The organism is Hoeflea sp. CAU 1731, from assembly GCF_039888615.1.
GTDB lineage: Bacteria > Pseudomonadota > Alphaproteobacteria > Rhizobiales > Rhizobiaceae > Flavimaribacter.
Map to the genome: position 1 here is coordinate 416,959 of NZ_JBDQQS010000002.1, position 17,294 is coordinate 434,252.

Below are 17,294 nucleotides of genomic sequence, written 5' to 3' on the forward strand. Positions count from 1 at the left end.
AAGAAGAGGTTGAATGAAAGTGTTCCATGCAAGTGAAGAGAGTTTAGATGACCTTCTGCGGACCGTATTCAAGCAATTGCTCACAGGGCGAGGAAATTTTCAGGTTGAGTCTGGCAAAGGTAAAAGCACTGAAATTTTCAGCGCTCTTCTAGAACTGAAGAATCCTCGAGCTCGGCTTAGTCGGTCTTTTTCGAAGTCTAAAGCCTTCAGCCCACTTGGCGAGTTGTTCTGGTATCTCTCCGGAAGTGATCGCGTTGAGTTCATCAAACACTATATCCCGAACTACCCGAAGCTGATTAAAGATGAGGTCAAAGCCAATGGTGCCTATGGACCGAGAATCTTTGGAATCAATGCGCAGGCAAAGAGTGAGGGTAAAAGTGAATGGGACAGAGTGATACATACTTTGCGAGAGCGGGAGGGTTCAAGAAACGCTCTAATTCAGATTTACGACAACTCCGACGCAAATCCTGAAAACGGGGATAAGCCATGCACATGTACGATTCAATTTGCGGTCAGGAACGGGCAGTTATTGATGCATACCCATATGCGCTCAAACGATGCGTTCTTTGGTCTTCCACATGACGTCTTCACTTTTACAATGCTGCAAGAGATTGCCGCTCGTGAACTAGGTTTTGGATTAGGCCGATATACTCATTCTGTGACAAGCTTACATCTGTACCATGACTGGGAAGCAACACAGGATCGTCCTGCGAACAAATCTATGTCTGGTGCTAAAATCTACTTTGATGAAGGGCTTCACGATTTCTCGCCAATGCCCAAAATGCCTTCTGGCGATCCTTGGTCAAGCATTGAAAAAGTAAAGGTCGCCGAGAAAGAAATTCGTACAGGAAATGTCGATTATTCTCCACCAACCAACTTGGACCCCTACTGGTGCGACTTCATTGAGATATTCAGGATTCATAAAATTTTTGAAGAGATGAAAAATCGCGACAATGCTTTGAAAGAAGATATACCGGAGTTGAGGAGAGTTGTGCATTTGATGCGCGGAATATCTCCAGTTTACAGAATATACATACTAGGCAGGCTTGAACGGAAACAAGCTACTGTTCGAGACCTTTTCGAGTATGCCAATAGAGGGGGTGAACGATGAGAGGTATACACAAAGATAGAGTAGATGAGTTTGTTGAGAAAATTGGAGAGATACAGCTAAGGTTTGGGCCTCTTCCGGGTATAATAGCTGATCAAAGAATACATTGCTGGGCACAACAGATCGTGTCTAGCCTTCGCAGAATTTCCTACACGGACACCTTGCTTGGGCGAGAGGTGGATCCGTCCAGGTGCATACCGTTCTCCGGCATTTTTGACCCAATAAGAGGAGCTCTTTTCTTCTATCGGAATAGGCAATTGGACGACGCGGTTTGGCTTACGTTCATCTTGACCCACTTCGGCAAGCATGCGGTTGACGAATGGAAGCTTGCCGAGAACGTCTATGGATCATTTGGTGCAGGACCTACTTGGACTTTCGCTGAATATAGCGCCAATGCAGCTACGTTCGAGAACATGCTTGCTGAAAACCAAAACAATCTAGCTATGGTCAATGTATCCGGTCGATTTTCAAACCATCGGAAGTTTGAAAGTAAAAAGCCACAAGCGATAGCAAAGACATTTCGCACTTTTCATGAATGGCAGATGGAGTTTGGAGGCTTTCGAGAAAGGCTGCTCGCAACGCACAAGAAAGTCGGGCAAGAGCCACAAGCTACTTTCGATGAGCTTTACAAATCAATGAAAAGTGTTTCCCGCTTCGGTGGGGGACGCCTAGGCCGTTTTGATTTTCTTACTATGCTTGGAAAGCTTCAAATTGCACCGATCCTACCCGGTAGTGTGTATTTAGATAAAGCATCAGGGCCACTCGATGGAGCAAGGCTATTGTTCTTTGGTGATCGGAATCACAACATCACGGGTAAAGCTTTGGAGCCTCGCGTTGATGCTCTGGACGAGATTCTTGATGTGGGGAAGCAGGTGATTGAAGACAGCCTGTGCAATTGGCAGAAAAGCCCAAATGTCTACGTTTATTTTCGCGGTTGAGAAAGGATAGGTAACTTGGTGTCGCTATTCCATTTATAGCGGCGCTTCAAGTCATTGAATCGGTGAGGTTGCAACACCCCAAATTTTTGAAGCTGCCCAACAATAATACCTGGCGTAACGCCGGCTCTACGCGCAATCCGGCGGGAATGTAGACGTGTCGGCACGGCATTTAACATCTCGTCCCGTAAAGCTGCCGGGACAAGGGTGTTTTGCGCAAAAATATCAGCTTCTTCCTCGTATTTTGATCCACCCAGTGGTGATGGATCGCTTCCATCTACCGAAATGTGGTCGGTGCCGTGTAGAAGAATGTGTCCCGCTTCATGAAAAAAGGTGAACCAAAAATGGTCTTCGCTAAGATGGCGAAAACTTAGCATGATGATCGGGTTGCCCTTTTTGTTCGTCCAAGTAGCACCGCTTGCTCGGCAACCCTTCGGGGTTTTCGAACTCACCAGACCAACGCCATAGTTTGCACAGGCTCGCTGTAGTTTGGGAAAGAAGGTGTCAGGACGCTTATAGGCACAAAGTTTTTTCAGCTGAGGCAGGTGTTTATTAAAGTCGTGCGCAGAAAATCTCGCAAGTGGTAGGTTCTCGCTTTGCACCTCGCCGACACGCAACCAAGCCAAAGTCGCCATTTCATCGGTCTCAAACGAAAATGATGTTCGAAAAGCAACTTGGCCGATCCCTGCAGAGTATCGTTCATTCCAACTGCCTAAACTAGTACATCCAAAAAATCGCAGGATATCCTCATTCAACTGTTCGCCTCGCGATTCCTTTGGGAGCCAGCCGAGATCGCGCATCGCTCGAACTGGGAACAACTTACCCCAGTTAGAAGGCAACCTTGCGAGCGCTGCACCATCAACCCTTTCTTTGTCCATGAGAAATTGGTTGTAGCGTTCACTCCAAAACTTTCGCGACGCACCGAGTTCCGCTGAGAGTGCATCCGCGATTTCATCGTTAATTTGGACACGCCCTTCCATTATCCCAGCAAACACATCTTCTTCGAAGCCCATGCGCTCAGCTAATTCGTGTATCGGAACATTATCGGCTGCCGCAAGCCGAGAGATCGTGTCCCCTGGAGGGGAAGCCCAGTTTGGTTCAAACATTAAGCCAACACCTCCCCGTTAAGAATAATAGCCTTCAGGTGGATTCTATATGCGTCTTTCCACGCGTCGTCGCCGTCGCCGGATGCTGCTATCACTGTTTGCAATGTGCAAATTGTAGAGACAAACCAACTAAGTTCAAAGTTCTCTCCGTGTCTTCTAAATGATCTTGGACCACCTGGCACCTCAGCCGCAAATAGAGCAGCTCTGAAGTCTGCCACCAAACCGATGAAAGCCTGGCCGCTTTCAATTCCGAGATTATGGTAAGCTTGCGTGGGTTCCGTTGCCAAGTCCCTCATTAATTTGCTCGAAAACGTCGGTTCCAAGGACTCTGCATCCTACCGTCAGGCAAATTCGTTTCACTCCGGGCACGAAGCCGAATCAATCGAGGATAATAATAACAGAACAGACAAACAATTAGGAAAGGGCACTCTTCGCCGGCCATTACAAATGGGATTTTCTTTCCTCACGAACATTGATCGTAAGCAAACGCTCTTTTCTACCCCACCACCACCACACTTGCCCTCGCGCATCCCGGCCGCTATAGCCAGCAGCATCAATCACCGATCACCCGGAGCCGATCCCGATGTCCGTCGATCTTGCCACCGTCAAGCGTGTCGCCCATCTCGCCCGCATTGCCGTCACCGATGAGGAGGCGGCGAAAATGGAAGGCGAGCTCAATGCGATTCTCGGCTTCGTGGAGCAGCTCAACGAGGTCGATATCGACGGCGTCGAGCCGATGACCTCGGTCACGCCCATGCAGATGAAAAAGCGCCAGGATGTGGTGACCGACGGCGACAAGGCCGCCGATATCGTCGCCAACGCGCCGCTCAGCGACGAGAATTTCTTCCTCGTGCCCAAGGTCGTCGAATAGCAGCCCGCCGTTCCGCTCCCGCTCACACCGACAAACGATAATAAAATGACCGAACTCACAAGCCTCACCATCGCCGAAGCGCGCGAAAAGCTGCGCAGCCGCGACATCACGTCAACAGAGCTCACAGACGCCTATCTCGCGGCCATTGAAGCGGCCAATTCGCAGCTCAACGCCTATGTGGCCGTCACGCCGGAGATCGCGCGCAAACAGGCGGCCGCGTCCGACGAGCGGCTGGCCAGGGGTGAGGGCGGCGCGCTGGAGGGCATCCCGCTCGGCATCAAGGATCTGTTCGGCACCGAAGGCGTCCACACCCAGGCCTGCAGCCATATCCTCGACGGTTTCAAGCCGCGCTATGAATCGACCGTCACGGCGAACCTCTTCGCCGACGGCGCCGTCATGCTCGGCAAGCTCAACATGGACGAGTTCGCCATGGGCTCTTCCAACGAGACGTCGTATTACGGGCCGGTGACAAACCCCTGGCGGCGCAAGGGCGACAACAAGGCGCTGGTGCCGGGCGGCTCGTCCGGCGGCTCGGCCGCTTCTGTCGCCGCGCACTTGTGCGCCGGCGCCACGGCCACGGACACCGGCGGCTCCATCCGCCAGCCGGCGGCTTTCACCGGCACTGTCGGCGTCAAGCCCACCTATGGCCGCTGCTCGCGCTGGGGCGTCGTGGCGTTCGCCTCCTCGCTCGACCAGGCGGGCCCGATCACGCGCGACGTGCGCGACGCCGCCATCATGCTGAAATCCATGGCCTCGGTCGACGCTAAGGACACCACCTCGGCCGATATCCCGGTGCCGGATTACGAGGCCAGCATCGGCCAGTCCATCAAGGGCATGAAGATCGGCATCCCGAAGGAATATCGCGTCGAAGGCATGCCGCAGGAGATCGAGGATCTCTGGCATAAGGGCGTGGAATGGCTGCGCGACGCCGGCGCCGAGATCGTCGACATCACCCTGCCGCACACGAAATATGCGCTGCCGGCCTATTACATCGTCGCGCCGGCGGAAGCCTCGTCCAACCTCGCGCGCTACGACGGCGTGCGCTACGGCCTGCGCGAAGAGGGTAAAAACATCATCGAGATGTACGAAAAGACCCGCGCCGCCGGCTTCGGGCCGGAGGTCAAGCGCCGCGTCATGATCGGCACCTATGTGCTGTCGGCCGGCTATTACGACGCCTATTACCTGCGCGCCCAGAAGGTGCGCACCCTGATCAAGCGCGATTTCGAGACCGTGTTTCATGATGGCGTCGACGCGATCCTCACGCCCGCGACGCCCTCCGCCGCCTTTGGCGTCGCCGATCAGGACATGGCCGCCGATCCGGTCAGGATGTATCTCAACGACATCTTCACCGTCACCGTCAACATGGCCGGCCTGCCGGGCATTGCGGTGCCCGCCGGCTTGGACGGGCAGGGCCTGCCGCTCGGCCTTCAGCTCATCGGCAAGCCCTTCGACGAGAAAACCCTGTTCCGCACGGGCCATGTTATCGAGCAGGCCGCCGGCCGCTTCACGCCTGAAAAGTGGTGGAGTTGATCCCGGTTCTTTCGAAGTATAGCTGGTTAACTATCTTGCGGGTCGAAGCAATTAGCGATAGCGCGCCAGAATTGCGAAGCCTATAGTGCCTCTGCTTGAAAGCCGTTGCTCTTGGAGCATACGTAAAGTCGGCCTGTGAACCGGGTCTTCTACACTAAAATCGCATATTGCCCGGTCGCACAATGGAGAGGTTAAATATGTGTCAGGATCACCCTAAGGAAACTATCAGTCGCCGCGGTCTGCTGGGCGGCGGTCTCGCTCTGTCCGTGGCGGCGGCGGCGGCGGTTTCCGCGTCTCCCGCCATTGCCCAGACCAGCGATGCGCCGCCGGCCACGCCCGAAGAGGCGCTGCAACGGCTGAAAGAAGGCAACGCGCGCTATGTCGCCAACACGCCGCGCAATGCAGATCATTCCGCCGGCCGGTCGAGCCGGGCGGAAGGGCAGGCGCCCTTCGCCGCGATCGTCGCCTGTGCCGATTCCCGGGTGGTGCCCGAGCTTGTATTCGATCAGGGGCCGGGCGATCTCTTTGTCGTGCGGGTAGCCGGCAATTTCATCAGTGAAAACGGGCTTGCGAGCCTGGAATTCGGCGCCGCCGTTCTTGGCGTCAAGACGATCGTCGTTCTCGGCCATGAAAATTGCGGCGCGGTCTACGCCACGATCGATTCCATCAAGGACAGGGTGCTGCCGCCGGGCCATCTGCCGAGCCTGGTCAACGCCATCCGGCCCGCCGTCTACGACGTGATGGCCGAAAATCCGGAAAACCTGCTGGAGGCCGCCACCGCCCGCAACGCCGAGCTCAACGCTCAATTCGCGGCGGAAGCCGATCCGATCCTGTCGGAAATGCACGCCGCCGGAAAGATAAGCTCCGTCGCCGCCGTCTACGAGATCGCCACCGGCGAGGTGAAGTTCCTCTAGGCGACAGCCGAAGACACGAAAAGGCCGGCGTCTGCGATCCCCGCTGCGCCGGCCTTTTTCTTGCCCGCCCCACCACCGCCCATAACGGCCACGCCACTGCATGGCGTGACATCATTTCCTGAGGGTAAGGGCGCAAGAACATAACGCGAACATTTCTGCTGCGTTCCAGCGCATTCTGTGCTATAAGAAGAGCCGTGAAATCCGCGCAACCGGGCGTCCGAGATGTGAAAACGCGGATTCCCGAAACAAAGCCAGACGGTGCAAATTCCAGAATCCCGAAACAAAGCCAGATCGTGAAACAACCTCTCCACCACCCCTCCTGCCGGACTTGATCCGGCATCCAGCAGCCACGCGTCTGCGTGGCGGAAGATGAAGCAGCGAACGCCCATAATCCAGATTCCCGAAACGAACCCAAACACGCGAAATGGCGAATTCCCGAAACAAAGCCAAAGCCTCGAAAAGCCGAATTCCCGAAACAAAGCCAGATTGTGAAACAAGCCCAACCACCCTCATTCCGGCCTTGAGCCGGAATCCAGTCGCCACGCGTCCGCGTGGCGGAAGGTGAAGCAGCGAAGGCCAGAAATCCGGATTCCCGAAACGAACCCAAACACGCGAAACAGCCAATTCCCGAAACAAACCCAGATGCGACGCAGAGCTGAATCATGTTGCGAGAATCGTTTAAGTTGTCGCTCTAATGAGCGGTAATGATTACCTATTCCTCCCCATACCCATCAAACAGAGCCGTGGAGATATAGCGTTCCGAACTGCTGGCGAGGACCGTCACCACCGTCTTGCCGGCCATGTCGTCGCGGGCGGCCAGCCGCATCGCGCAGGCCAGCGCCGCGCCCGAGGAGATGCCGCCGGCGATGCCTTCCTCGGCCGCCAGCTTGCGCGCGGTGGTCATCGCCTCCTCGTTGCTCACCAGCATCACCTCGTCGATCAGGTCGGTGTTGAGGATCGGCGGAACGAAGCCCGCGCCGATGCCCTGGATCATGTGCGGCGAGTGGGTTCCGCCCGAAAGCACGGGGCTGTTTTCCGGCTCCACGGCGATCATCTTCACCTCCGGCTTGCGGGCCTTCAAGACCTCGCCGACGCCGGTCAGCGTGCCGCCGGTGCCGACGCCCAGCACCACCGCGTCAACCTTGCCGTCGGTGTCGCGCCAGATTTCCTCGGCCGTCGTGCGGCGGTGGATTTCCGGGTTCGCCGGGTTGCCGAACTGCCAGGGCATGGCCGCGCCCGGCGTCGCGTCGATGATCTCCTGCGCCTTGTCGATTGCGCCCTTGATGCCCTTTTCCTTCGGCGTCAGCACCAGCTCCGCGCCCAGGAATTTCATCAGCTTGCGCCGTTCGATCGAAAAGCTGTCGGGCATGGTGAGGATACAGCGATACCCCTTGGCCGCGCAGACGAAGGCCAGCGCAATGCCGGTGTTGCCGGAGGTCGGCTCCACCACCGTCCCGCCGGGCTTCAGCGTGCCGTCGGCCTCCATCGCCTCCACCATGGCGACGCCGATGCGGTCCTTGACGCTCGACATCGGGTTGAAGAATTCGAGCTTGGCGAGCACGTCCGCCTTGCAGCCGGCCTCCGCCGTCAGCTTATTTATCCGGACCAGCGGCGAGTTGCCGATCGTCTCCAGGACGCCGTCATACACCCGGCCGCGGCCGGGATCGTCCAGCTTCAGCGTTGAAGAGGTTTTCTGGTCCATCACGCATTCCTCCATGTTCGATTGAGGAAATCTAGCAGGCTTTTGCGACATTTGCACTCGGCTGTCGCCAAGAGAGCAAATGATGATAGGAGTATTGGCAATGTCTTTGTTTGACGGAGGAAAGTACAAGATGCGTGTTTCATTTCTTATTGTTGTCGCGGCGCTGTTTTTTGGCAACGGTCCGGCATGGGCTGATTGCGGCGATCCGGCCGGGCCCTGCGATGGCGTCGACGAGCGGCTGGACATGGCCGGGGTCGACTCGCCGGCCGAAGCCCGCGCCTTCCTGGCCGATCTGAAACAGGCGGCGAAGGCCGACGACAAGGCGAAGCTCGTTGCCATGGTCCGCTATCCGTTCAGCCTCTACGAGACCGGAAAGCTCGTAAAGACCTACGACGACGCGGCGGACCTGCAGACCGATTTTTCAAAGGTGTTCACGCCGGCGGTGCTGGCGGCGATCGAAAAGGCGACCTACGGTTCGCTCTTCATCCGCGACCAGGGCGCGATGATCGGCGACGGCGAGGTCTGGTTCACCGGCGGGCCGGACGGCGTGAAGATCTCCGCCATCAACCCATAAAAAATCTCCGGGCGCTTGCGCGTCCGGAGACTTGATGTCAGCCGGTCGTGTGATCGGTCAGCTGCAGCCGCTGGTCGATCCGCAGGTGTCGCACTTCAGGCAGGTTCCATTGCGCACCATCGTGAAATTCGAGCACTCGGAGCAGGCGTCGCCCGTGTAGCCCTGCATGATCGCCTTGGCGCGGCGGCTCGCCTCGATCTTCTCCTCGTGCGCCTCGATCTTGGCTTCGGTGTTGTCGAACAGCGTGTCGGTCGCAGCTTCCTCGACGCCCGTCTCTTCGCCCAGCTCCCGAGCGCGCTCTTCGTAGTCGCGCTTGAAGGCCTGGGCCTCTTCCGGATCGATCGCGGAAACCGAGCGGGCCACGACCGCGCCGCCGGCGATCGCCGTGACATTGTGCGAGACGCCGCCGTCGCCCTTGGGCTTCGCGCCCATCGGCTGGCCGCCGTGGGCGACGAGCTCCAGCTTGTGGCCGCGGGTCCAGCCCTTGGAGACCGGCGCCGTCTTGCCTTCCTGGATGCCCTTGCCAAGCGCCGTGTTGGAGAAGTCCGACGTGTCGACATGCGACAGGTCGTGGCGCTCCAGATAGGAGACCGCAAGCTCGCGGAACACGTAGTCGAGGATCGACGTCGCGTTCTTGATCGCGTCGTTGCCCGTCACGATGCCGGCCGGCTCGAACTTGGTGAAGGTGAAGGCCTCCACATATTCCTCCAGCGGCACGCCGTACTGCAGGCCGAGCGAGATGGCGATGGCGAAGTTGTTCATCATCGCGCGGAAGGCTGCGCCTTCCTTGTGCATGTCGATGAAGATCTCGCCGATGCGTCCGTCGTCGAACTCGCCGGTCCTCAAGTACACCTTGTGCCCGCCAACGACGGCCTTCTGGGTGTAGCCCTTGCGGCGGTTCGGCAGTTTCTCGCGGTCACGGACCACCTTCTCGATTACCCGCTCGACGATCTTCTCGGTCACCGTTACCGCGCGGGCGGCCGTCGGCGCCTCGATCAGTTCCTCGATGACGTCGTCCTCGTCGTCCTCGTCCTCGATCAGCGAGGCGTTGAGGGGCTGCGACAGCTTGGAACCGTCGCGGTAGAGGGCGTTGGCCTTGAGCGCCAGCTTCCACGACAGCATGTAGGCCGACTTGCAGTCCTCGATGCTCGCGTCGTTCGGCATGTTGATCGTCTTGGAGATCGCGCCGGAAATGAAGGGTTGGGCTGCCGCCATCATCCGGATATGGCTCTCGGTCGACAGATACCGCTTGCCGATCTTGCCGCAGGGGTTGGCGCAGTCGAACACCGGCAGGTGCTCGTCACGCAGGCCCGGCGCGCCTTCCAGCGTCATCGATCCGCAGACATGGATGTTGGCCGCCCCGATCTCCTTCTTCGAGAAGCCCAGATGCTCCAGCATGTTGAACTCGAGGTCGTTCAGCTGCTCGTCGCTGACGCCCAGCGCGTCACGGCAGAAGTCGGCGCCGAGCGTCCACTGGTTAAACACGAATTTCATGTCGAAGGCCGCCGCCAGAGCCGCGTTCAGCGCCTCGATCTTCTCGTCGGTGAAGCCCTTGGCCTTCAGCGAGCCGGGATTGATCGCCGGCGCCTGGTTCATGTTGCCATGGCCGACCGCGTAGGCCTCGATCTCGGCGATCGCGCTTTCCGAATAGCCGAGCGTGCGAAGCGCCGCCGGCACCGCGCGGTTGATGATCTTGAAGTAGCCGCCGCCGGCGAGCTTCTTGAACTTGACGAGCGCGAAGTCCGGCTCGATGCCGGTCGTGTCGCAGTCCATCACAAGGCCGATCGTGCCGGTCGGCGCGATCACCGTTGACTGCGCGTTTCGGTAGCCGTGCTTCTCGCCGAGTTCGACGGCCCGGTCCCAGGCGGCCTTGGCGTGGTCGACCAGGTCCTGGTCCGGGCAGTCGTCATGGACGAGCGCGACGGGCAGGGTGGACAGGTCTTCATAGCCGGTCGTCTCGCCATAAGCGGCCTGACGGTGGTTGCGCATTACGCGCAACATGTTGTCGCGGTTGGGCTCGAAACCGGGGAAGGGGCCGAGCTCGCCCGACATCTCCGCCGAGGTGGCGTAGGCGACGCCGGTCATGATCGCGGTGATCGCCCCGCAGATCGCGCGGCCGGCGTCGGAGTCGTACGGGATGCCCGACGTCATCAGCATGCCGCCGATATTGGCGTAGCCGAGCCCGAGCGTGCGGTACTTGTAGGACAGCTCCGCGATCTGCTTCGACGGGAACTGCGCCATCATCACCGAGATTTCCAGCACCATGGTCCACAGGCGCACGGCGTGTTCGAACTCGCCGATGCGGAACTTGTTGACCTTGCCTTCCATGAACTGCAGCAGGTTCAGCGAGGCGAGGTTGCAGGCCGTGTCGTCCAGGAACATGTATTCCGAGCACGGATTGGACGCGCGGATCGGGCCGGCGGCCGGGCAGGTGTGCCAGTCGTTCATGGTCGTGTTGAAATGCAGGCCCGGATCGGCTGACGCCCAGGCGGCGTGGCCGATGTCGTCCCACAGCTTGCGCGCCTTGATCGTCTTCATGACCTTGCCGTCGATGCGCCCGGTCAGGTCCCAGTCGCCGTCGGTTTCGACGGCGTTCAGGAAGTCGTCGCGGATCGAGACAGAGTTGTTCGAGTTCTGGCCGGACACCGTCAGATAGGCTTCCGAGTCCCAGTCCGTGTTATAGGTCGGAAATTCGATGTCCTTATAGCCCTGGCGGGCGAACTGGATCACGCGCTTGACGTAGTTTTCGGGAACGAAAGCCTTCTTCGCCGCGCGGATCTCGCGCTTCAGCGCCGGGTTCTTGGCAGGATCAAAGCAGTCTCCGTCCGGTCCCTCGCAGTTCACGCAGACCTTGAGAATCGCCTTCAGGTGCTGCGAAACCGTCTTCGAACCGGTGACGAGGGCAGCCACCTTCTGCTCCTCCTTGACCTTCCAGTTGATGTAGTCCTCGATATCCGGATGGTCGATGTCGACGACCACCATCTTGGCGGCGCGTCGCGTCGTGCCGCCCGACTTGATGGCGCCGGCGGCGCGGTCGCCGATTTTCAGGAAGGACATGAGGCCCGACGACTTGCCGCCGCCGGAGAGCTTTTCACCTTCGCCGCGCAGATACGAGAAGTTGGAGCCTGTGCCCGATCCGTATTTGAAGAGCCGCGCCTCGCGCACCCACAGATCCATGATTCCGTTCTCGTTGACGAGATCATCTCCGACCGACTGGATGAAGCAGGCGTGCGGCTGCGGATGCTCGTAGGAGGATTTCGAGCGGGTGAGCTTGCCGGTGAACGGGTCGACATAGAAATGGCCCTGGCCAGGGCCGTCGATGCCATAGGCCCAGTGCAGGCCGGTGTTGAACCATTGCGGGCTGTTGGGCGCGACGCGCTGGGTCGCCAGCATGTAGGCAATCTCATCATGGAAGGCGCGGGCGTCTTCCTCGCTGTCGAAATAGCCGCCTTTCCAGCCCCAGTAGGTCCAGGTGCCGGCCAGCCGCGAGAAAACCTGGCGCGCATCGGTTTCGGAACCGTATCGCTCATCCTCAGGCAGTTCTTTCAATGCCTTCGCGTCGGCCTCCGAGCGCCAAAGCCAGGAAGGTACGGAATTCTCCTCGACCTTTTTCAGGCGCGCGGGAACACCGGCCTTGCGGAAATACTTCTGTGCAAGAATGTCGCTCGCGACCTGCGAGAACTGGGCGGGTACGTCGATGTTTTCCAGACGGAACACGATGGAGCCGTCGGGATTCCTGATCTCGCTTGTGGCCTTGCGGAATTCGATTTCCGCATAGGGAGAGTGTCCTTCTTTCGTGAATTTTCGCTCGATGCGCATTCTTTCCCTCGTTTTCTGAAAGTCCCGCCGACGCGCCGTCGCCAACAGGCACCACCCCACATTCGCAACCATTCCGAGAAGGACGGCTGCGTGTCTCGATTAGCGTTTCGGTGTTGAGTGCTTCCTCACCACAAGCGCTATATCTTGTGTCATTCTCGGCCGCAAACACTAAAGATAGTATTAACAGCTTCTTTTTACCAATCACTTTTTTAGCCGGATTTCCGAAAAAAAGCGCGCAAAAACCCCGGTTGCAAAGACTGTATTCCAGTCGCCACAACCTGCAAGAACACCGCACAAACAACTGATATAGGCCTGATTGAAGAACGCCCAGGCCGCGCTGTCACTACAACGTTGGCACAGTACAACGCGACTCGTTTTGGACCGTCAAGGGCTTGTTCAAGACAGATTTATGAACACTAGATATTGTGTGTCATCATTGTGGAAAATGGGGAAAGGGAAGGCCTTGAAATCCCCGCACTTGCCGCTTCGTCAACCCCGAAAATAGGCTTCGTCAAATTTTTCCTGTTTTCGCCGAGAACCTTTCACGCGCGTCGTGAGTCGGCCGACGTCAAGGTGCTTCGGGCGTTCTTTTTCGCGAATCAGAACCTGCCTGCTGCTCAAGTCGAGCGGATGAACTCAATCATCTTTTCGGCCAGGAACGGACCGGCGTCTTCCTGCAGGAAATGGCCAGCGTCCTGCGTAATGAAATGATCTTGTCCTGCTGCTCCCGGAACCAGCTTCTTGAAGACGGCCTCTCCGCCTTTCATGATGGGATCCTTGTCCGAGAAGCAAGTGAGAAAAGGCTTGTCGAATCGCATCAGGCTGGCCCAGGCGTCCTTTTGGGCTGACGCTGCAGGATCGTCCGGCGAAATTGGAACCAGAGAAGGAAAGGCGCGCGCGCCGGCCTTGTAACTCTCGTCGGGGTAGGGGGCATCATAGGCCGCGACTTCCGCGTCGCTCAGACCGTTCACGGTCCCGCGCGCCACCACGCCGCCAATTCTGAATGTTGGCGAGGACTGACTATACTCCCGCCAGTCGAGAAAGGCCTGCCCCGGATGATGGCCGCCGGTCGGCAGCGCCGTATTGCCGGTCATCACCCTGTCGAAAGAGGCAGGCATTTCTGCGACCAGGCGCAGGCCGATCAGTCCGCCCCAGTCCTGTGCGAAAAGCGTCATGGCGCCGGGCGCAACAGCCGAAAGCCACTGTTTCATCCAACCGACGTGCCCGCCATAGCTGTAGGCCGCGCGATCCGTCGGTTTGTCTGACTTGCCGAAACCGATGAAATCAGGCGCAAGAACGCGAAACCCATCTGCGGCGAGTACGGGGATCATTTTCCGATAGAGATAGGACCATGTCGGCTCTCCATGCAGAAGCAGGACAACGGGGCCATCGGACGGTCCCTCGTCCAGGTAATGCATCCGCATGCGTCCAAGCGTTTCGTCGCGTATGTCGAGGTAATTCGGGCGAAATGCGTAATCCGGAAGATTCGCAAATCGATCGTCGGGTGTTCTTAAAACCTGATTGTCAGCCAAAATATCCTCCCGCCATTGACCGGGACCAATCAAGCCGCTGCCGCCAGTGCTGTCAATCTACAGATATTGACAATAATGTTGTCAATTCACATCTGAGACGTATTGACCGCCACGAGGAGTGCAGGATGACACTGCGTAGCGTTATTGTTAAGCAGTTCGGCAGACCCCATGGCCACTGGGTAGAATCGTCGGTTATATATTGGCGAACCGGCCATCGGGCGCCGAGCGAAGCCGCTGGACCGTCGATCTGCTCAAATTGCAGGAGGGGCAGGATATTCTGGAAATCGGCTGCGGGCCGGGGCTTGCTCTTGAGAATTGTCTCGCGGTGCTTTCTGCAGGCCGCATTGTTGGTATCGATCACTCGGAACTGATGATCCGCCAAGCCAGGCGCCGTCTTCATTCTGATATTGAGTCTGGCCGCCTCGAACTTCGGAATGGTGGTCTCGAGAGACTAGCTGATGAAACTGATGCTTACGACCGGATTTTCTCGATAAACGTTATCCAGTTTTTGGGAGATATGGACCAGACCTTTGCGCTTTTACACAATCGACTGAAGCCTGGCGGCGTGTGCGCCACAACCCTGCAGCCCCGCAACCAAGGGGCGACACGCGAGTCAGCGCTGAAAGCCGCCCGGAGCATGAGTTGTGCAATGGAAAAAGCCGGCTTTGACGATGTCGCCAGCCACGAATTGCCGATGGAGCCGACACCCGCGATCTGCGTCACCGGGGTGAAGGCAGACCACTAGCGCTCAGCTATCCCTTGCTATCGGTTCCTGATAGGTAAAGCCCATATCCCACGGAAAATAGATCCAGGTGTCCTGGCTCACTTCCGTAATGTACGTATCGACCATCGGGCGACCGGTCGGCTTGGCGTACACAGTTGCGAAATGCGCCTTGGGCAACATTTCCCGGACAATGCGCGCCGTCTTGCCGGTGTCTGTCAAGTCGTCGACGATCAAGATGCGCTCACCTTCGGTCGCCAGCATCTCGTCGTTGATCGGTTTGAGAACCAGCATATCGCCCTGGTTCTTGTAGTCGTGATATGACGCCACGCAGACGGATTCGATTTTTCGGATGTTCAGTTCCCTCGCCACGATCGCCGCCGGCACAAGGCCGCCCCGGGTGATGCAAACGATTCCGTCGAGCTCAAGATTTAGCCCTGCAATGCGCCAGGCGAGGGCCCGCGCATCGCGATGAAATTGATCCCAGGATACGGGGAAAGATTTATCCGGCAGCGACATGTCCATCCATCCTCATGGCCGGCGCGGTGGTTCGCGGCGCCGGCGTTAATCGTGAATGGACTGTCTTAGTGCCGAAGGAAACACTTGCGCAACCCATCGCCGGATGATGGCTATAGGAACGAAGCCTTCAGCGCGACATCAGCGTCAGATTCGTCATCGAATCGAGAAGCGTGTGGGTTACGCCGCCGAACAGGAATTCCTTGATCCTGGAATGGCTGTATGCGCCCATAACCAGCAGATCCGCCTGGGTGTCCGACATGCGGTTCTCGATGATCGAAGCTGCAGGCACGCCGCCAGAGGACTGTGAACTGACCGTGACATTGATCCCGTGCCGACTAAGGGTCGCTGCAATCTCCGCGCCTGCCATAGAGGCGCTTTGTTCCAGCGTGTCCTTTGGATCGACGATGAAAATCTCGACCTTTTCCGCCGCCATGAGAAGCGGCAATGCGTCGAAGACGGCGCGGGTGGATTCCCGGGTTGCGTTCCACGCGACCAGCACAGATTTGACTGGCTTGCCTGAATGCCCGGTGTAGGGAACAAACAGGACGGGCCGGCCGCTCTCGAAAACGAGCGATTCGAGATCGGCGTAATCGTTGGTGTTGTCCGGGTTGCGCTGCAGCAGCACAACGATGTCCGCGCAATGCGCGCTGGATACGGCGGAAACCGCTCCATCACCCGTCGGGGACCTTACCGAACGCCACTCGAAGGATACGCCCTCTGCATTGCAGCGATCCCTGAACTTTTTTTCCACGAGAGAGGAACGTTTCTGTATTTCTTCCTCGTCCAGCTGGTAGATCGTGGGATCGGGAATTTCCATTGGAGCAGTGTAAGCTACACGCATCGTCGGCTCCGCATGAATTCCGATAAGATGGGCGCCGTTCTGGCTGCACAGAGAAATTGAGGCGTTCAAAACGGGTTCGCAATCGCTCTCACTCCGCAATACGGCAACGATAGTCTTGTAGCTCATAGTCGGCTCCCTAATATGTTCAGCGCATTGGTCTGTTTTCCAATGGCGCCGTTTATTCAATATTATCGTAACCTCTTGCGCCTTGACCGGGATCAATACCAGTCAGCGTCAACGCGCTGTCTTTTCCCGTTTCGACTGCAATAGGGTCAGCATTTGCCGGACCTGCAATGCCGCCGCCTCGATAGCGGCGGCGTCGCGGCCTCTAATGACAATTTGCGTGGAAAAGGTCGTTCCGTCAAACTGCGGATAGGAACCAATCACCGTTTCGCGGTTCTCGTTCTGTATGGCCGCCAGAGGATCTCCGATCGTTCCCTCGCCGAACGGGCAATGCACAGCGACGGACTGGATCTTGGTTCCGGTTTTTAAAGTCGGAAGCAGACTGTCCAACATCGCCTGAAAGACCGACGGAACGCCCGCCATCACGTGGACATTGCCTATCGTGAAACCCGGCGCGACGGATACAGGATTGACGATATGCTTGGCGCCTTTCGGCATTCGGGCCATGCGCTTGCGCGATTCGGTGAATTCCATGTCGCGGCTTCGATAGACCGCCCCCATCAATTCCAGCGCCGTTTCGTCGTGCTCGCAGGGAACGCCGAAGGCCACGGAAATTGCATCGGCGGTAATGTCGTCATGGGTCGGGCCTATGCCACCGGAGGTGAAAACGTAGGTGTGGACGCTTCGAAGCTCGTTGACTGCCTTGACTATCGCGCTTTCTTCGTCGCCAACGATGCGAACTTCTTCAAGATCTATGCCTACCGCCGTCAGCATGTCGGCGAGATGGCCGATATTCTTGTCTTTTGTGCGCCCCGACAGCAATTCATCGCCGATTGCGACCATTGCAGCTGTAACTATCGCTTTCGACATGCAGTCTCCTCGTATTTCAATTGCGAATACGTAACGCGTGGGCCATCAGGCTGCAAGCGCCGGGGGACTTTCGAAAAATGTCTGGATGTTCGTCAACGCGCGGACTGAACCGTTTGTCCTTGGCAATCT

14 protein-coding genes are annotated in these 17,294 nt (G+C 57.7%); 7 read left to right on the forward strand and 7 right to left on the reverse strand.

Annotated features, from left to right (window positions below):
• Window positions 1-13: 13 nt before the first annotated feature.
• Both AAFN47_RS06060 and AAFN47_RS06065 read left to right on the forward strand, forming a co-directional pair.
• A complete protein-coding gene (locus AAFN47_RS06060) occupies window positions 14-1,111 on the forward strand; it encodes a thymidylate synthase (RefSeq protein ID WP_499808302.1) in 1,098 nt (365 codons plus the stop codon).
• The gene (locus AAFN47_RS06065; RefSeq protein WP_499808303.1) at window positions 1,108-2,046 is read left to right on the forward strand and encodes an alpha-glutamyl/putrescinyl thymine pyrophosphorylase clade 3 protein; all 939 of its coding nucleotides are present in this window, start codon (window positions 1,108-1,110) and stop codon (window positions 2,044-2,046) included. Before AAFN47_RS06060 ends, AAFN47_RS06065 begins: the two co-directional genes overlap by 4 nt.
• On the opposite strand, the gene AAFN47_RS06070 is transcribed toward AAFN47_RS06065, so the two are convergent.
• On the reverse strand, window positions 2,031-3,149 hold the full coding sequence (locus tag AAFN47_RS06070) for an ImmA/IrrE family metallo-endopeptidase (RefSeq protein ID WP_499808304.1): 1,119 nt from the start codon (window positions 3,147-3,149) through the stop codon (window positions 2,031-2,033). The two genes, AAFN47_RS06065 and AAFN47_RS06070, sit on opposite strands and share 16 nt — an antisense overlap.
• A 583-nt stretch (window positions 3,150-3,732) precedes the next feature.
• On the opposite strand from AAFN47_RS06070, the gene gatC reads away from it, so the two are divergent.
• The 3 genes from gatC (at window position 3,733) to AAFN47_RS06085 (ending at window position 6,464) form a co-directional block, all read left to right on the forward strand.
• The gene (gene gatC, locus AAFN47_RS06075; RefSeq protein WP_499808305.1) at window positions 3,733-4,020 is read left to right on the forward strand and encodes an Asp-tRNA(Asn)/Glu-tRNA(Gln) amidotransferase subunit GatC; all 288 of its coding nucleotides are present in this window, start codon (window positions 3,733-3,735) and stop codon (window positions 4,018-4,020) included.
• Between the two features lie 45 nt (window positions 4,021-4,065).
• Window positions 4,066-5,550: an Asp-tRNA(Asn)/Glu-tRNA(Gln) amidotransferase subunit GatA gene (gene gatA, locus AAFN47_RS06080; RefSeq protein ID WP_499808306.1), complete on the forward strand. Its 1,485-nt coding sequence runs from the start codon at window positions 4,066-4,068 to the stop codon at window positions 5,548-5,550.
• A gap of 197 nt (window positions 5,551-5,747) precedes the next feature.
• Window positions 5,748-6,464, forward strand: a complete 717-nt coding sequence (locus tag AAFN47_RS06085) for a carbonic anhydrase (RefSeq protein WP_499808307.1) — start codon at window positions 5,748-5,750, stop codon at window positions 6,462-6,464.
• A gap of 712 nt (window positions 6,465-7,176) precedes the next feature.
• Here AAFN47_RS06085 and cysK read toward each other — a convergent pair.
• On the reverse strand, window positions 7,177-8,166 hold the full coding sequence (gene cysK, locus AAFN47_RS06090; RefSeq protein ID WP_499808308.1) for a cysteine synthase A: 990 nt from the start codon (window positions 8,164-8,166) through the stop codon (window positions 7,177-7,179).
• Window positions 8,167-8,266: 100 nt separating this feature from the next.
• Here cysK and AAFN47_RS06095 point away from each other — a divergent pair, with 100 nt between their 5' ends.
• Window positions 8,267-8,740: a hypothetical protein gene (locus AAFN47_RS06095; RefSeq protein ID WP_499808309.1), complete on the forward strand. Its 474-nt coding sequence runs from the start codon at window positions 8,267-8,269 to the stop codon at window positions 8,738-8,740.
• A gap of 57 nt (window positions 8,741-8,797) precedes the next feature.
• Here AAFN47_RS06095 and AAFN47_RS06100 read toward each other — a convergent pair whose 3' ends face one another.
• Window positions 8,798-12,559 (reverse strand): vitamin B12-dependent ribonucleotide reductase, encoded by a 3,762-nt coding sequence (locus AAFN47_RS06100; protein WP_499808310.1) that lies wholly within the window; start codon window positions 12,557-12,559, stop codon window positions 8,798-8,800.
• A gap of 617 nt (window positions 12,560-13,176) precedes the next feature.
• Window positions 13,177-14,091 (reverse strand): haloalkane dehalogenase, encoded by a 915-nt coding sequence (locus AAFN47_RS06105; protein WP_499808311.1) that lies wholly within the window; start codon window positions 14,089-14,091, stop codon window positions 13,177-13,179.
• A 199-nt stretch (window positions 14,092-14,290) separates the two neighbouring features.
• Between AAFN47_RS06105 and AAFN47_RS06110 the strand changes: the two genes are divergently transcribed.
• Complete coding sequence (locus tag AAFN47_RS06110) at window positions 14,291-14,836, forward strand: class I SAM-dependent methyltransferase (protein WP_499808312.1); 546 nt, start codon at window positions 14,291-14,293, stop codon at window positions 14,834-14,836.
• A gap of 3 nt (window positions 14,837-14,839) precedes the next feature.
• Here AAFN47_RS06110 and gpt read toward each other — a convergent pair whose 3' ends face one another.
• The 3 genes from gpt to AAFN47_RS06125 form a co-directional block, all read right to left on the reverse strand.
• Window positions 14,840-15,331 carry a xanthine phosphoribosyltransferase gene (gene gpt, locus AAFN47_RS06115; protein ID WP_499808313.1) on the reverse strand — a complete coding sequence of 164 codons (492 nt, stop codon included), beginning with the start codon at window positions 15,329-15,331 and terminating at the stop codon, window positions 14,840-14,842.
• A 127-nt stretch (window positions 15,332-15,458) separates the two neighbouring features.
• Complete coding sequence (locus AAFN47_RS06120; RefSeq protein WP_499808314.1) at window positions 15,459-16,298, reverse strand: universal stress protein; 840 nt, start codon at window positions 16,296-16,298, stop codon at window positions 15,459-15,461.
• A 108-nt stretch (window positions 16,299-16,406) separates the two neighbouring features.
• On the reverse strand, window positions 16,407-17,165 hold the full coding sequence (locus AAFN47_RS06125) for a competence/damage-inducible protein A (RefSeq protein ID WP_499808315.1): 759 nt from the start codon (window positions 17,163-17,165) through the stop codon (window positions 16,407-16,409).
• Window positions 17,166-17,294: the final 129 nt, after the last annotated feature.

What these genes read in the sequence shown, in the direction of transcription:
- AAFN47_RS06125 (WP_499808315.1), bottom strand. Translation starts at nt 17,165, where the DNA reads ATGTCGAAAGCGATAGTTACAGCTGCAATGGTCGCAATCGGCGATGAA.
- gatC (WP_499808305.1), top strand. Translation starts at nt 3,733, where the DNA reads ATGTCCGTCGATCTTGCCACCGTCAAGCGTGTCGCCCATCTCGCCCGC.
- gatA (WP_499808306.1), top strand. Translation starts at nt 4,066, where the DNA reads ATGACCGAACTCACAAGCCTCACCATCGCCGAAGCGCGCGAAAAGCTG.
- gpt (WP_499808313.1), bottom strand. Translation starts at nt 15,331, where the DNA reads ATGTCGCTGCCGGATAAATCTTTCCCCGTATCCTGGGATCAATTTCAT.
- cysK (WP_499808308.1), bottom strand. Translation starts at nt 8,166, where the DNA reads ATGGACCAGAAAACCTCTTCAACGCTGAAGCTGGACGATCCCGGCCGC.
- AAFN47_RS06070 (WP_499808304.1), bottom strand. Translation starts at nt 3,149, where the DNA reads ATGTTTGAACCAAACTGGGCTTCCCCTCCAGGGGACACGATCTCTCGG.
- AAFN47_RS06120 (WP_499808314.1), bottom strand. Translation starts at nt 16,298, where the DNA reads ATGAGCTACAAGACTATCGTTGCCGTATTGCGGAGTGAGAGCGATTGC.
- AAFN47_RS06095 (WP_499808309.1), top strand. Translation starts at nt 8,267, where the DNA reads ATGTCTTTGTTTGACGGAGGAAAGTACAAGATGCGTGTTTCATTTCTT.
- AAFN47_RS06065 (WP_499808303.1), top strand. Translation starts at nt 1,108, where the DNA reads ATGAGAGGTATACACAAAGATAGAGTAGATGAGTTTGTTGAGAAAATT.
- AAFN47_RS06085 (WP_499808307.1), top strand. Translation starts at nt 5,748, where the DNA reads ATGTGTCAGGATCACCCTAAGGAAACTATCAGTCGCCGCGGTCTGCTG.
- AAFN47_RS06100 (WP_499808310.1), bottom strand. Translation starts at nt 12,559, where the DNA reads ATGCGCATCGAGCGAAAATTCACGAAAGAAGGACACTCTCCCTATGCG.
- AAFN47_RS06060 (WP_499808302.1), top strand. Translation starts at nt 14, where the DNA reads ATGAAAGTGTTCCATGCAAGTGAAGAGAGTTTAGATGACCTTCTGCGG.